We start from the raw sequence: 16,035 nt of genomic DNA on the forward strand, positions 1-16,035 counted from the left end.
CATTATGAGGATTCGGCTCCGGTCTGCAAGAAACTTCAAGGCGAATAATAAATTGCTGATAACATCAGTTTCAGACTTCTTGTGACTACTTTTCGCTGTTGCGTACTTACCTAACGCGTACCTTGAGCCATACTTGATCGTCTTCCCCGTTTTCAAATCCATTGTTTGGGGTTGAGTCAGGATCACTTACGGAGCTCGCACTGATTTGAGCCCGGTTAATCAGCGGTCCCTGTTGGTTCATTTGTAGTTGTAAGATAAGCTGAGCGCTCGCGCCCACTGGTAACGATGGTATCGTTTGACTGAGCACGCCGTTCTCCGCTGACCAGCCTGTTTCGCCGACCAGGGTTGTTTTGTCCGGCAGTGGATTGGCAATGCGCACAGCCTGAGCGGGCCGACCCCCGCTGTTGGTAACCGTAATGGTGTAACTGACCACCTCATTCAGTCGTGGCGTCAGGGTGCTAGCGCTCATTCGTAGACTTAAATCCGCTTTATCTGGTACTGCCGCCGGCTGATTAGATAAAGGATCAGGTAAGGACGTTTGGATTGGATTTGGCGATATGAACACCGCATCCCCCGCTGCCTGCGTACGAAAATCGATGGTTGCTGCGTCGTCCTGTCCATCTTCGGTGCCTGAATCCGGCTGGCTGTCGGGATCGGGTGCTGATGTCTCGATGAGCTGAGCGGCTAACCGATACGTCCCTTTTTGTAAGGGTCGCACATCAAAGTAAAACGTCGTATCGGATTGGCTTGACAGCTGAGTAACACTACCCGAAATCATTCCATTGTACAGCGTAAGCCCTCGGCTGTTGACAACCTGTACATGATCCGGCAATCGACATTCCCAGACGGCTCGGGTGGCACGGTCAGTCGTCGTGTTTCGTAGCTGTACGCTGACGCTGACCGACTGATCGAGATTGACGATCCGGCGATCCGTTTTTAATTGTAGGCTTAGATCGGTACAGCGGTTCTGGCAACAAACGGGCGATTCAGAGCTTGGTCGGTCCCATGCACCAACACCCCACTGGGCGCTCGCCGTTGGCCCCATCTCAATGGTGAGTTCGCCACCCCGCATGATCGTCTGATGAAGCAGATAAGCCTTGCTATACGGACGACCATTCAGCCACATGCGCTGAATATGGATGTTTGTTCGGCTATTGTTGCGAACCCGGACCGTAAAAGTGCGGCCCGAGCCAACATCTAGAACCGCTTCGTCGAAAACCGGACTGCCGAATACGTAAGCTCCGTTTGCCGGATTGACCGGATAAAAGCCAAGCGCTGAAAAAATGTACCAGGCTGACATCTGACCCGCGTCTTCGTTGCCACAAAGTCCATCCGGTCTGGATGAATAAAGACTGTCGAGAATGTAGCGTACTTTAGTTGCGGTCTTACCGGGTTGCCCTGAGTAGGCGTACAAGTAAGCAATGTGATGGCTTGGCTCATTACCGTGCGCATACTGACCAATCAGGCCCGTAATATCGGCTGATGCCTGATCGCCGAGATTCCCTTTCGCGACAAAAAGGGAATCCAGTTTACGATTAAAAGCCTCGTCTCCACCTAGTAGTCCAATGAGCCCTTCTACGTCGTGCGGTACCAGCCACGTGTATTGCCAGGCATTGCCCTCCGTAAAATCGCCTTGCTGGTGAAGCGATTCAAATTGACTGAACGGTGTTCGCCAACTTCCATCGGCTAGTCGTCCCCGCATAAACCGGGTTTGAGCATTAAAGTAGTTTACATAATTCTTCGATCGTTTAAGAAAATACGTGTAGTCGTCGGTACGTCCTAATTTGCAGGCTACCTGCGCTACGCACCAGTCATTGATAGCGTATTCCAATCCTTTAGAAACGCTTTCCGCTGTGGCGTCGGCCGGGATATAGTTTTTAGTCTTGACGTAATCCAAGCTACGCTCGTCCAGCATGGCTGTCGATTTCATGGCTTCGTAGGCCAGGTTATGGTCAAAACCACTGAACCCTTTCAGGCAGGCATCGGCTACCACCGGGATCGCGCTGTTACCGACCATCGTATACGTTTCATTGCCGACCAACGGCCAGATTGGCAGTTTTCCCTGCTGCTGGTGAATGGCCAACATACTGTTGATCATGTCGGCTACCCGGTCTGGCTGCCAGATCGTGAACAGGGGGTGCGTCGCCCGGTACGTGTCCCACAGGGAAAAGGTCGTCAGATTGGTAAACGACGCTCCGCGATAAACTCGCCCGTCCGTGCCGCGATAATCGCCGTTGTGATCGTTGAAGGCGAAGGGTTCGATCAGGCTATGATATAGCGCTGTGTAGAATACCTTCAATCGGTCCAGATCGCTGGTTCTGACCGCTATTTTGTTTAGCTGGCGATTCCAGGCTGTATCGGCCTGAGCCACCACCCGGTTGAAATTCCAATGTGGTAACTCCGCCTGTATGTTCGCCGAAGCATTGGCTATACTGACTGGTGAGATTCCTACTTTAACGCTTAGCTGATCCCCTTCCGTTGCCGCAAACGAAATGACGCCTTTGATGGCCGATCCTTTTGCCGAATCACTACCCATCGGTGTCTGATCATCGTACAGGCTGAATTGTCTAATGGGCCGGGAAAACACGGCGGTAAAATAAACCCGCTGGTGCTCTGCCCAACCCGCCGAGTAACGGTACCCCACCAGCGTCGAATCATTGATCCGTCTCAAGTAGGTGTCTTCCGTGCGGTCCCAGCCAATGCCTTGCTGGAGGTCGATCAGAACGTGCGCTTCCTGAGAACTCGGAAAGGTATAACGATGGAAACCGACTCGCTCCGTAGTTGTCAGCTCTACGCCGATATTATACCGTTGTAGCTGAACGGCATAGTAACCGGGCCGAGCCTTTTCACTCGCGTGCGTAAATCGGGAGGTATACCCACTCCGACTATCCTGAGTGGTTCCTTTCGTCAGTTTGACAGGACCCGTAGTCGGCATGAACAGGATGTCACCCAGATCGCCAATGCCTGTTTCGCTCAGGTGCATGTGAGAAAACCCGACGATCAGTGAGTCGGAATAATGGTAGCCGGACGACCAGTCCCAACCCTGAGACAGCTGAGTAGGGCCAAGCTGTACGGCCCCGAACGGCACATTCGCTCCCATAAAAACGTGACCGTGAAGATCGGTACCGATGAAAGGATCAACGTATTGAGTAAGGTTTGGCAAAGCGGGCGCTGGTGTCGATTGACCGCGTCCAGTTGTGAAGCTGATTGCCAACAGACAAAATACGCTTACTATACGTGTCAATCGGTAGTGTAAAAGACTTGGAATGGTAGATGGGTAAGGAAAAATGTGCATAGATTAAACACGAATAGCTTAAGCTGATCCGTCCGTGTAATTTAGTCATACTCCTGACCAGGGAATGAGCCGTAATTACCCGCCTACGATCGCTTTGAGAGATTTGCGTGAATAAATTTGTTACTACTTTATTTGTTGAGGCAAAATAAGAAAAGTATATTATTTATTAGTGTATATTTATTGTAAGTCAATTGGTTGAATTTAGTAATAATCATTAATGAATATAGTTCTGCTAGTACCAGTATACCGGTTTTCCATTAGCAAGTCAAATAAATACAGATAGACAAGGCGTATTGACGGCAACCTTGTAACAAACGAGCGTTACCAAAACATCCGCTAATGACTTTAATCTTATACCATTGCACCCTATTAAGTATAAGTATGACTATATAACTTTTCGAAGGGCCATTCACTCATTTTCTTTTTGATATAGGGTTTAAGGCGTCTAAATCAATATACGTTAGTTAACCAATAAGTTGTATTAAACCAAGTTCGTGCTTTTATTTGTAAAGGGAAACTACTCATTCAGAAATGGATGCGTAAAAATTACGCTGTAATATCCTCATCGAACCTAGCTGCCAATTCGAATCCTATGTTTGCTGGATCAATTAAAAGTCAATCGTTAAGCTTCATTGTTTTTCTGGTATTTGCCGGAAGCTTTATCACGGCACTTTTTTTCAAGGAAAATCAACTGTGGATGGATGAAATTCTGAGCTACTTGCTTATCTCAGATAGGTCATACACTCACCTCAACGGCGCGATTGTTAGCGGTTTCGAGCAGACCCCTCCTGTGTTCTTCAATCTCTACTGGCTGATCGCCCATGCCATCAGTCTGGACGTTGTTTTCCTCAAATCGGTATCAATCGTTTTCTTTGCCGCTACGCTAGCTTTATTTTTCCGCTACACCACCAAGTTGATCGGAAACCCCGCCATCAATTTCCTGCTCATCACCGGAGTCGCGGCATTTACGTACCTCAATATTACGCTGGCAAGTCAGATACGCTCTTACGTACCATTTCTATTTGTAACCTTTATTTATTTCACCATCATCCACCGATTAATTCAGCGACCCACTAGCACAGGCTTATTGGCGGCCCACATTGGCGTTGGATTGTTGATGACATTAACCCATAATTTTGGCTTATTTTATCTGGCCGCTGCCGGGGCATTTTTCGGGGTACTATGGCTGTGGTCAACCGACCAGCGGTATTGGTTTGTGCTGGGTTCATTCGGGGTGATCGGAGTGGTATGGCTGTTGGGCTGGTATCCGTTCTTTGCTGTGCAGGCTAAAACCGGTGAACCTCACTCGTGGATTCCGTTGCCTGACGTTATGACTTTTTTCCGGGTTGTAGGCGAACTACAGCCGACGGTTTCGAACAAACTTGAAGAAAGCACTGGCAAGCTACCGCTGGTGGCAATACTGCGCTTCGCGGGATTGATCGCCTTGTTTCTTTATATCGCTGTGCCGAAGATACGGAAAGGGTACAAGGCTGCCGTGGCTGATCCGGCCTTTATGCTTTACCTGCTGTCGGGCTTTATCTACGCTGCCACGATCACAATTACGCTGGCTGTCACGTTCTTACACACTTCGCTCTTTATCAGCCGATACCTATGGCCTAACCATTTGTTGGTTATTTATCAGTTGATTTATGCGTTTTATTATTTTGCCGGGTCCCGTATTACCGGTATCTCCGGTCAGCGCGTGAATGGCCTGGATCGACTGAAATGGGTACTGCCGGTATATATGCTTGGCCTAACATTTTTTCTGTTCTACCAGAGCCGAAAACTCGTGCTGACGCCCGCATCGGTAATGGCTTATGTCGATCAACTGGACAAAAAAGCACCTGTCTTTCTAGAGTCATCACTCAATTTCCTGCCTATCTGGTACTATAACCGTGACCGGCCCATTCATTTTCTGCTGGATTACGAATCGGCATTTGATCCGGATAACGATCCTGGCGCTACAGTCGGTTACCATACACTATCAGCGGTAAAAGCGCAGTATAATGTGGGGGCTGTTATGCCAGTCGTTGACTTCAACAAGGAACAGGTTCCGCATTTTTATGTGGTCGATGAAGAATGGAATTACCAGATCGAACGGTTTATCCAGAACAAATCTGTTAAGGTAGTTAGCAAAATACCGACCACTTTAGCTGGTTTTACGATTCTGGAATGTGTCTTCACGGGTTCTGACTCGAAGGTTGCCGAAGCGGCAGGGCAGACGCCAGCCGAACAGAATTTATAGAGTTGGCAACAATGCCTATAGTGTTAGGATCTGAGAGGGGCTACTAACAGTTGAACAACGCTTTGGATTAATAGCACGCAGGAAACGGGTTAGTGAGTAACCGCCGAAAAGTCTTGTCTGCTCTTTCAAATGCGTTAACTTGTGCCCATGAAACAGATCTTGTTGTGCGTAACGGCACTCTTACTTTTCGGCAGAGGGGGCCAAGCCCAGTCCAGCAACGCCCCTTTAGCAAAGCCCCTGCCACGCATTGCCATTGCTGGTTTAGGCATTGAGTCCAGCACCTTTTCGCCCGCTGTTACCCAAGAAGAAGCTTTTCATGCCCGATATGGTCCGGAAGTGTTCAATGCATATCCGTTCATGATGCCTATTGCACCGCTTCGCAAACAGGCGACCTGGCTTCCAGCGATTGTCGGTAAATCGTTGCCGGGGGGCGCTGTAACGCGGGAAGCGTATGAGTCGCTCGTCCATAAAACATTGGATACGCTTAAAAAATACGGACCCTACGATGGTCTTTATTTTGATATTCACGGGGCCATGAGTGTACAGGGACTCGATGATCCGGAAGGGGATTTGATAACCCGTATCCGAAATGTAGTCGGCTACAAAACGATAATTTCTACATCAATGGATTTGCACGGTTGCGTATCCTGGCGACTGGCTCAACATTCGGATCTAATAACCTGCTATCGCATGGCCCCGCACGAAGACGCGATGCAGACAAAAGAACGGGCGGTAGTCAATCTGCTGGAACGAATCAAAAGCGGTAAAGGAAAACCGGCTTATAAAGTCTGGATACCTATTCCAATTTTGCTGCCGGGTGAACAAACCAGTACCCGTATCGAACCGGGTAAGAGCCTATACCAACAGGTTGCGCCGTTGGCCGACAACCAGGAGGGTATTGTCGATGCGGCTATCTGGATCAGCTACGCCTGGGCCGACGAACCCCGGAATCATGCGGTGGTGATGGCCGTTGGTGACGATAAGGCTAAAGTGGCTAGCGCTGCCGAAAAGTTAGCGCGTGCTTTCTGGGATGTGCGGGCGAAATTTGATTTTGTTGCTCCAACGGGTACATTGGATCAGGCGCTGGCAAAAGCCTTAGCCAGTCCGAAGCATCCGTATTTCATCAGTGACACAGGCGACAACCCGACTGCCGGTGGTGCGGGCGACGTTACCTGGACGCTTACCCAAATCTTAGCACGTCCGGAATTTCAACGCGCTGATGGCCCCTCGTTAATTTATGCGTCAATTCCTGGTCCGGAACTGGTAAAAAAAGCGCTTGCAGCCGGCGTTGGCGGGCATGTGGAAGGTACAGTGGGAGCCGCTGTTGATGCTCGCTTTGCCCCACCTGTTATGCTAAAAGGAACGGTAGAATCTATCGTAAAAGGTGACAAGGACGCGGAAGTGGAAGTAGCGGTCAAAGTCGGAAGTGTTCACGTCATTGTCACGCAAAAACGTAAGCCTTACCACAAGGAAAAAGATTTTACCCAACTCGGTCTAAACCCACGAAAATCTGACATCGTGGTGGTCAAAATTGGGTACCTGGAACCGGAGCTGTATGCCATGCGGGCCGACTGGATCATGTCGTTAACACCAGGGGGCGTTGATCAGGATTTGTTTCGGTTGCCTTACAAGCGGATTAAGCGTCCGATGTTTCCGCTCGACAAAGACATGAAAACGCCGGATTTGTCCGCTCAGTTTGTGCCTGTATCTGGGGTAAATAAATAGGTTATAAACCCATCAGAGCGTAACTCAAGGGCGTTGAGGAAGGCTAGAATCCTTCCTCAATAGCATATTTGTCAGGGAGTATAGGCTCATAGCGTTTCTTACAAATGGTCGAAGTCATTCGCTCTAAAGCACTTCGGGCAATTACGGGCTGAATGCCAACCTGACCACATAATTCGTTGATGTTCCGCAGCCCTTTCTGCATGAGAATTCGTTTTAGCAGTCGAACGCGTTCGTCCCGGATTTCGCCATAGAAAGCGTCGGGGCGGATGCTCCGGTCAAGATAGCTCTGACTGAACGCTAGATCGTGACCACCGTTGGGGGCGTCTTTGCTAGCCTGTGCAATCATCCACAAGAGAGCATTGTCAGAAAGTCCGGTATCGGCGTAGCCACCACCCACGTTGCTGTGAATGCCGGGAAACCAGACTTGCCGTACGACCTGCGTGTCAGAATGGCTCCACAACGTTGGACTGAATGGCCTGCGATTCTCGTCAATGGATAAGGCATGGTAGGCGGCTTTTATGCGGCTGTTCAAACTCACATCCAGAAAGCGGTACTTGCCTAACAGCGTATCACTAATCCATTTCTGAGTAGCTTCGCTCATTAGCTGGCGGGGCAGTAACAAGGGAATACCCAACGAGCCCACCGTATCCCAGACCCCGAGCATTTCAATGGTAACGTCGTAGCAGTCATGTGTGCTTCGGTAGTGCTCAACGGAGTTTGAGTCTGGGTTTTCCTTCAACTTCAGGTAAGCGTCACGCAATTCGTTCAAATGTTGGGAAGACTCATCCGCTTTACGCGCAGATTGGGCAGCGGGCCGGTTTTGTTCGGTAGTGATTGGCGGTTTATCCGTGTGCCGACTCAACAATTCCGGCATAGTCAGCGATTTATCCAAGCCAAATTTACCGATCAATCCGGCCACGCTCCGAACGGTATACGCTCCCCGGCTGAACCCAAACAAGTATATCTTGTCGCCCGGCTGATAGCGCTCGGCAATAAATTGGTAGCACTGAAAAATGTTGTGAAGCAAGCCCGCTCCGGTTAGGCCGCCCAACCAACGGTCGAATCCTTTACCCGTTCCGACACCCATATCGTAAAAAATGTCTTTCTGGTCGGGGGCTTTAGCTAGCGCCAAGGCTCGGGCAATTTTGACGACATTCGTTGGTACCAGGCTACCTCGGTCGAGTTGCTCGGGATCATTCCAGGTGCCGTCTGAACAGACAATGATTTTTTTGCTCATGGCCGATTGCTTTTATTGGCGAAAGCTAAAGTGAGTCCGTTTCTCTGCCCCCGATTATTGAGCCATCGTGACTACTCTTTACTAATCGGTAAGCAGGCTGAACGAGTGTTCATCGAGGGCAGGCCGTTTCACCCATTCGTCACTTGGCCACAAAAAAGTCGGAGTGCCGGTTTCAATAAACCGACACCCCGACTTTTTTACAATCTGGCACTTAATCTCCTTAGAATCGGTACGATACCGTTGCGGTGAACTGCCGGGGAGGAATTGGCATGATACTGTACCGGTCGTGGATCAAATAGTTCAGGGCATTCGTGATGTTCGACACTTTAGCCAGAACCGATACTTTTCGGAAGCCATAACCGGCAGACAAGTCAACGGTTGTAAAGCCTGTCAGCGGAATCAGACGGCTGAATGCAGGTGTCTGACCGTACTGGTTATTATTACCACCATAGCGGTTGCCGGTGTAGAAAGCAGAAGCACCCAGCTTTAAGCCCCGCAAGGGCGACCGATCAAACGTGTAGAAAATGGTAGCATTAGCCGTATGAGCAGGGTTGTTGGTCAACCGCTCTCCTTCGATGGGCGAGCCTTTCACCAACGAGGCTTTGGTATACCGCATGTAGTTGTACCCGTATCCGGTGATGAAATACAGGTTTTTGGATAGGTTACCTGTAAAATCAATCTCCAGTCCATCGCTGGTGGTCTGCCCGGTAAACTCTTTCACGTTCGCATCGGCATTCGGAGTGCCATCGGCTTTTGTCGGAGCCATCTGAGCCAGATCGCTGTTGACAATGTGATAAACGCCGACGTTTGCCGTGATCCGTCCATTGAATAGCTCATTCTTGACACCCGCTTCAAACTGATCGACAATTGACGGCTTCAGGAGTTGACCGTAAATATCGACTCCACTATTGATGGTGAAGTTGTTGGCGTAGCTACCAAAAAATGACGTGTTGCGGGTTGGTTGGTAGAGTAACGCTACTTTAGGTGAAAAAGCGGCATCGGTTTTCGTTTCAGCGGTTCCGCGCGTTTCGGCTCCGGTCAACAAGTTGAGAATCGTAGTCTGAACGGTCTTTTGTTGTGACCAACGAACACCAGCCAGTACTTTTACCTTGTTCGAGAGGCTGATTAAGTCCTGTACATAAATCCCGTTCCGAACCGAAGGAGACGTTGTTTTGCTAGTCCCAATTGCATCCGGGATGTCAGTGCGCGTCTCGTACAGATTTGGATTGAGGATGTTGATCTTATCGTAGGCTGTTTTGCCAGCTCCGTAATTGATTGTAAACGAGTTGCTGACACTGACAACGCCGACCACATCGCTACCAACCAGCAGTTGGTGACCAATTGATCCTGTGCTGAATCTGCCGTTCAGATTGACCTGTCCGGTGTAATCCTGCTCACTGGTGAGCGTGCGGCTGAGCGACCGTGTCCAGTCTCCGTTAGGGGCCACATTGTTGTTCGGTACACCCGCACCGAATGCGGTTACGTTCGTACCCTGAGCTGATCCGATGACGGTTAGTTTCCAATTTGTATTGAACGCGTGATCGATATTCAGCGAGCCAGACGTCTGATTGACATTGTTGTATGCCCAGTTTGTGTTGATAAAGCGCGAACGGGGAACGTCTGGAATAATAGCATCCTGGTTTTGGTTCAGCGAGCCAATACCGTTATCCGGTGTCAGATTCGATTTCAGGTAATCACCTTGCAGTAAAACGGTAGTCTTCTGACCAAGCTTATACAATAACGATGGGTTAACGTAAACGCGCTCCGTCTTCACAACATCCCGGTAGCTATTCGATTTTTCGTAAGTACCAACGACCCTAAACGCTAGGTTTTTGGCAATTGGACCATACAAATCGATGATAGGTTTATAAAAACCGAAGCTGCCGACCCGCATGGAAACTTCACCTCCAAAATCGAAACGTGGTTTCTTTGTAACCATGTTGATAATCAACCCGCCCGATACGTTGCCATAAAGCAAAGCCGAACTACCTTTCAATACTTCAACGGATTCCAGCGTGCTGGCTTCGGGGAAGCCCATGGTGTTCGAGATAACGCCATTCTTGAAGATATTTCCGCCAGCACCCGCAATACCAATGCTGTAGCCACGGGCCGAAAATGTCTCCGCGACACCACCCCGCTGTTGCGTCAATGATACACCACTGACATTTTTCAGAACATCGCCCAGACGAGACGCCTGTTGATTGGTAATCACCACGTTACTGACAACGCCCGTCATCTGGGGTAAGTCCAGTGGCGCAATACCTGCTTTGCCGAGATTAACTACTTGATTATTACCCGTAACCTCAACTTCGCTCAGCTGCGAGGTACTTTCAGCCAATGAAAAATCGCTGGTCGTTGTTTGTCCAGCCTTTACGGTAATCGTTTTCTCCTGATTTTGAAGACCTACAAAGGTAATCTGTAACGTGTATGAACCGGGGTTAACATTCTTTAGCTGATACGTTCCGTCTTCGGATGTTATCGTACCTCTGCGTGCTTCTTTCAAGCTAACGTTTACAAAAGCGGCCGGATTACCGTCACTCGTTTTGACTACGCCACTCACCGAGCCATGCGACTGGGCTATCGCTGTCAGGCAAGTTAAGACTAGTAAAGAGGATAGGAAGGCACTGTATAAATGTTTCATTTATTTAGACTTATTTTAAACTGTGGCAAAATTAGTTCCGATTTTTTTCGCTCCAACCTACCGTTTTAAATACTTTAATTAATTATAAAACTTAGTGAAATAGTTAACTTAAAATCACGTATGTATTGGTGTGAATAATTTGTATTATAGCCGCATAGCATAGATACTCTATGAAATTAAATGGAATATAAAGTTCTGAATGAAAGCTCATTGACTTTGATAGGTAAAATTTGGGCGTATGATTATTACAAGTTATTTTGTATAAACTATCTGACATTTATACTCTTATTGTCGTTCAAAAATCAATTGAAATTTCAGTAAAAAGTTTGTTCATAAATTAGCTATTATTTCTATTAAATCTCAATTAAAATTGAAGCCTGTTTTCTATGCGTTATTCTTGTCTTTCTCTGTGAAAAGTCAGCTGTAATGTCGACTGAAAATCTGTATGATTATAACAGATAGCCATTCTCATTGACCGATGTCGTGGGCAGCGCCAAAATATTCAGCATCAAACGATATTTATTGATCTTATTTAGACTTAATCTTATTAATTTTGCCCTCGATTCATACTTTCCTTGAATTTAACCACCTGGTCATCTGATCTTCATTTAAGTGCGTCAGCATGAAAAAACTAGCGATTGCCCTTTTTACCGTCATTACCTTATCTGCACAGGCACAAAAAAATGTGCTTCTGGATCAGGCATTCTGGCAAAATCAGCCTGATGCCAATCAGATCAAAGCAGAAGTAGAGAAAGGGAACAACCCTTCCCAGCTTAATCCAATGAGTTTTGATCCAGTCGTCATGGCTATCAATGCGGGCGCTTCGACGGAATCGATCAAATACCTGTTGTCGCAACCCGGTAACGATGTCAACAAGCTTACTCATGATGGGCGTATCTATCTGCATTGGGCTGCTAATCGGGGTAACGTGGAAATTATGGAGTACCTGATTTCGAAAGGTGCCAAAGCTAATGTGGAAGACAGCCACGGTATGACTGTGCTGAACTTCGCAGCTGCCGGTGGTCAACCCAATACCCAGGTGTATGAATTATGCATCCGGAACGGTGCTGATCTCAAAAAAGACCTTAACCACGATGGGGCAAACGCTTTGTTGCTGGCCATTGCCAATGACAAAGAGCTTAAGCTAGCGGATTATTTCGTATCAAAAGGATTAAGTCTGAAAAGCACGGATGCTGCTGGCAACAATGCATTTAGCTACGCGGCCCGGGGGGGAAATATCAACACCATGAAAACGCTGCTGGAACGGGGCGTGCCCGCTCAGGATAATGCGCTGATCATGGCAAGTCAGGGCGGACGTCGGGGTACGAATACCATTGAGGTATTTCAGTACTTGATGAGCCTCAACATCAAACCGACCGTGACGAATAAAAACGGAGAAAATGCTTTGCACGCTATTGTTCGTAGACCTCGGCAAAACGAAATCGTTCAGTTCTTTTTAGACAAAGGCGTCGATGTGAATCAAGCCGATGAAGAAGGTAATACGCCATTCATGAATGCTGCTGCGTCGAATCGGGATGTTGCTGTACTTGAGATGCTGACGCCTAAGGTGAAAAACATCAACCAGGCTAACCAGAAAGGCGTAACCGCTCTGGCAATGGCTGTAAAAGGTAATTCGTCGGAAGTGGTAAGCTATCTGTTAAGCAAAGGTGCTGATGTTAGCGTGACCGACAAAAGTGGTGATAACGTAGCTGCTTACCTGATGCAATCCAATACCATGAGCAACGGCCCACGTCCGGAGGGCAGTGCAAGACCCGAAGGCGCACCAAAAACGGATGAATTTGCTGCTAAACTAAAACTGCTTCAGGATAAGGGGCTAGACGTGAAGGCTCCGCAAAAAAATGGCAATACGCTGTACCACCTGGCGGTTGCTAAGAATGATATCTCGCTGGTGAAACGGCTGGAACCCCTCCAGATCGACGTGAATGCCCGAAATAAAGAAGGCATTACCGCTCTGCACAAAGCGGCCATGGTATCGAAAGACGATGCGATGATGAAATACCTGTTGTCGATTGGTGCCAAGAAAGACATTCCTACCAACTTCAAAGAAACCGCTTTCGATCTGGCCAGTGAAAATGAATCACTGACCAAAAATCAAATATCTGTTAACTTCCTGAAATAGTATATGTCTTTTTTGCCTAAAATGGGCTTGCTGGCTTTGGTCTTAGCATTTGCTCGTCCTTCTGCTTCGCTAGCTCAATCCGCTTCCAGCCAGTACAAGTGTATGATCCAGATGACCAATTACATGGGCGAGGGAGCGTACATTGTTGTCTCACTTATCAATGGAAAAGGCGCTTATGAGAAAACCTTGTATGTGCTTGGCTCTGACAAAAAATGGTATCCTGATGTAAAGGAGTGGCATAAAGCGTTGGGTAAAAAAACGCCCAACATCAGCGCTATAACCGGGGCATCGGTAGCCGGTGGAGACCGTAGCGTGACCGTGCTGGATATCGACAATTCAAAGATTAACAAAGATTACAAATTGCGGTTTGAAAGTGCCGTAGAGGATAAAAAGTACTACGTAAAAGACCTGGAAATTCCTCTGACCTCAGAAGCACTCTCGGCCAAAAGTGAAGGTACGGGCTACATTCGCTACGTGCGCTTTAGCCCAACTACTAGCAACTAAGTTGCTTTCCCCCATCTATGACCATTTCTGTCTGGAGATACAGCCACTTAGCCCTGGCTGTATCTTCTTTTCTTTTGCTGTTACTGGCTTCTGTAACGGGTATAATTCTGGCGTTCGAACCGGTATTGCAAAAAAGTCAGCCGTACCGTTCCGATCAGTTTGAGCAGCTTACCCTGGCTCAGACGCTGCCGGTTTTGAAGAAAAACTATTCCGAAATCAGTGAATTAAGCATTGATGCCAACGGCTTTGTACAGATCAATGGGAGCGATGCCGATGGTAAAAACCTGACCGCTTACGTAGATCCACAAACGGGTAAAGTGCTGGGTACGCCCAGCAAACAAAGCGAATTTTTTCAATGGGTTACTTCGCTTCATCGTTCGCTGTTTCTGCATGAAGCCGGGCGTTTTTTCATTGGATTGACCGCGTTTCTGCTTTTGCTGATCACGGTTTCCGGTACCATGCTGATCATTCAGCGTCAACGGGGGGTGAAGCGTTTTTTCACGCGTATCGTACGAGACAACTTTGCTCAGTATTACCACGTTGTGCTCGGGCGACTCTCGCTAATTCCAATACTCATTATTGCGCTCTCCGGTACGTACCTGTCACTAGCCCGATTCGAACTCATTAAGACGGAGAAAATTAGTCCTAAAGTTGATTTAGACGCTATTCAGTCAAAACCCCTGCGAAAACTAGCTGATTTTCCCCTCTTTAAAAGTACCAGGCTTTCGGAGGTGCAAAGTATCGAGTTTCCGTTTTCAGAAGATGTTGAGGATTATTACATCCTAAAGCTTAAGGACCGCGAGCTGACGGTCAATCAACTGACGGGTGACATCCTTAGTGAAGATCGGTATCCGACTGCGGTTTTGCTGACCAACCTGAGTTTGAACCTACACACGGGCCGGGCTAGCGCGGTGTGGGCGGTCGTACTTGCTCTGGCCGCGGGAAACATCCTCTTCTTTATTTATTCCGGGTTTGCGATCACCTGGAAACGGCGATCCAACCGCGTAAAAAACAAATATACCGCCGACCAGAGCCGATTCATTATTCTGGTTGGATCGGAGAACGGCAGTACATTTCGGTTTGCCCAACTCGTTCACGAACAACTGCTTAAGCAAGGACATAAATCGTTTCTGACTGAGTTCAACAGTTATACTGTTTTTCCCCAGGCAGAATACTTAGTTGCCATAACGGCGACGTACGGACTTGGTGATGCTCCAACCAACGCCAAACGGTTTGCTTCGCTTGTTGAGAAGTACCCCCAATCACAACCGGTTCGCTATTCCGTTGTGGGTTTTGGGTCGCGTTCTTACCCCGATTTCTGTCAGTTTGCCTTTGAGGTGAATCAGTTGCTTTCCCGGCAGCAATGGGCCACTCCGCTTGTGGATATTCATACGGTCAACGATAAATCGCCAGAAGACTTTAGTTTATGGGCCGAAGCCTGGTCTCAGCAAACAAACATACCCATCACGGTCAAGTCAGATTTGCTGAAGGTACCCGCCCCCCGTTTCGAAACGCTAACCGTAACCGACACGGTGTATACTGCTGAACCAGATGGAACCTTTCAAATCCGATTTCGGACTCAACGTCGACGGAGTGTTGCATCAGGTGACTTGCTAGCTATTTATCCGGCGAACGATCACCGAGAGCGACTTTATTCAATTGGTGTCGTTGAAAAAGATATTCAGTTAAGCGTTCGATTGCATCCGAATGGAATAGGTTCGGGCTTTTTGCACCGGCTAACGACTGGAGAAACCATTCAGGCCCGCATCGTAGACAATGACCATTTCCACTTTCCGGAGAAAGCTTCGGCTGTAGTCATGATTGCTAACGGGACTGGTATTGCGCCATTTCTGGGGATGATCAGCCAGAACAAACAGCAAGTCCCGTGTCATCTATACTGTGGTTTTCGTGAGCGCGCGTCGTTTTCTCTCTACCAGGATTTTTTAGTGGCAAATCAGTCGGCGCAAAAGCTCACAAACCTAAAGATTGCTTATTCGCGGGAAGGCGACAAGCAGTACGTCAGCGACTTGCTTGCCGTTGATACTGACCTACTCACTAACGTACTCGCTGCCAACGGTGTACTGATGCTTTGTGGATCACTTGCCATGCAGAAAGATGTACTTGAGTTGTTAGAATTGGTCTGCGAAAAGAGGTTGGGTAAGAGCGTCAGCTTCTATCAATCACACAGTCAGATTCTGATGGACTGTTACTAGATAGTCGCATGGAATAGCGTCATTGGAGAAGAGAA

General features: G+C 48.1%; 8 protein-coding genes. 5 read left to right on the forward strand and 3 right to left on the reverse strand.

The window, feature by feature from the left end; translation table 11 throughout:
* Nucleotides 1–106: 106 nt before the first annotated feature.
* The gene (locus tag LQ777_RS26370) at nt 107–3,295 is read right to left on the reverse strand and encodes a GH92 family glycosyl hydrolase (RefSeq protein WP_232563432.1); all 3,189 of its coding nucleotides are present in this window, start codon (nt 3,293–3,295) and stop codon (nt 107–109) included.
* 592 nt (nt 3,296–3,887) lie between these two features.
* On the opposite strand from LQ777_RS26370, the gene LQ777_RS26375 reads away from it, so the two are divergent.
* Together LQ777_RS26375 and LQ777_RS26380 are read left to right on the forward strand one after the other, a co-directional pair.
* A complete protein-coding gene (locus LQ777_RS26375) occupies nt 3,888–5,540 on the forward strand; it encodes a hypothetical protein (RefSeq protein WP_232563433.1) in 1,653 nt (550 codons plus the stop codon).
* A 147-nt stretch (nt 5,541–5,687) separates the two neighbouring features.
* Nucleotides 5,688–7,265 carry a M81 family metallopeptidase gene (locus LQ777_RS26380; RefSeq protein ID WP_232563434.1) on the forward strand — a complete coding sequence of 526 codons (1,578 nt, stop codon included), beginning with the start codon at nt 5,688–5,690 and terminating at the stop codon, nt 7,263–7,265.
* Between the two features lie 43 nt (nt 7,266–7,308).
* On the opposite strand, the gene LQ777_RS26385 is transcribed toward LQ777_RS26380, so the two are convergent.
* Nucleotides 7,309–8,502 carry a DUF2235 domain-containing protein gene (locus LQ777_RS26385; RefSeq protein ID WP_232563435.1) on the reverse strand — a complete coding sequence of 398 codons (1,194 nt, stop codon included), beginning with the start codon at nt 8,500–8,502 and terminating at the stop codon, nt 7,309–7,311.
* Nucleotides 8,503–8,722: 220 nt separating this feature from the next.
* Nucleotides 8,723–11,143, reverse strand: a complete 2,421-nt coding sequence (locus LQ777_RS26390; protein ID WP_232563436.1) for a TonB-dependent receptor — start codon at nt 11,141–11,143, stop codon at nt 8,723–8,725.
* 622 nt (nt 11,144–11,765) lie between these two features.
* Here LQ777_RS26390 and LQ777_RS26395 point away from each other — a divergent pair.
* Genes LQ777_RS26395 through LQ777_RS26405 form a run of 3 tightly spaced genes read left to right on the forward strand, consistent with a single transcriptional unit; the run spans nt 11,766 to nt 16,000 of the window.
* The gene (locus LQ777_RS26395) at nt 11,766–13,283 is read left to right on the forward strand and encodes an ankyrin repeat domain-containing protein (RefSeq protein WP_232563437.1); all 1,518 of its coding nucleotides are present in this window, start codon (nt 11,766–11,768) and stop codon (nt 13,281–13,283) included.
* 3 nt (nt 13,284–13,286) lie between these two features.
* Nucleotides 13,287–13,787, forward strand: coding sequence for a DUF2271 domain-containing protein (locus tag LQ777_RS26400; protein WP_232563438.1), 501 nt, complete (start codon nt 13,287–13,289; stop codon nt 13,785–13,787).
* A 17-nt stretch (nt 13,788–13,804) separates the two neighbouring features.
* Entirely contained in the window at nt 13,805–16,000 is a 2,196-nt protein-coding gene (locus LQ777_RS26405; protein ID WP_232563439.1) for a PepSY domain-containing protein, read from the forward strand.
* Nucleotides 16,001–16,035: the final 35 nt, after the last annotated feature.

The sequence above is a fragment of the Spirosoma oryzicola genome (assembly GCF_021233055.1).
In the GTDB taxonomy this organism is placed as follows: Bacteria; Bacteroidota; Bacteroidia; order Cytophagales; family Spirosomataceae; genus Spirosoma; species Spirosoma oryzicola.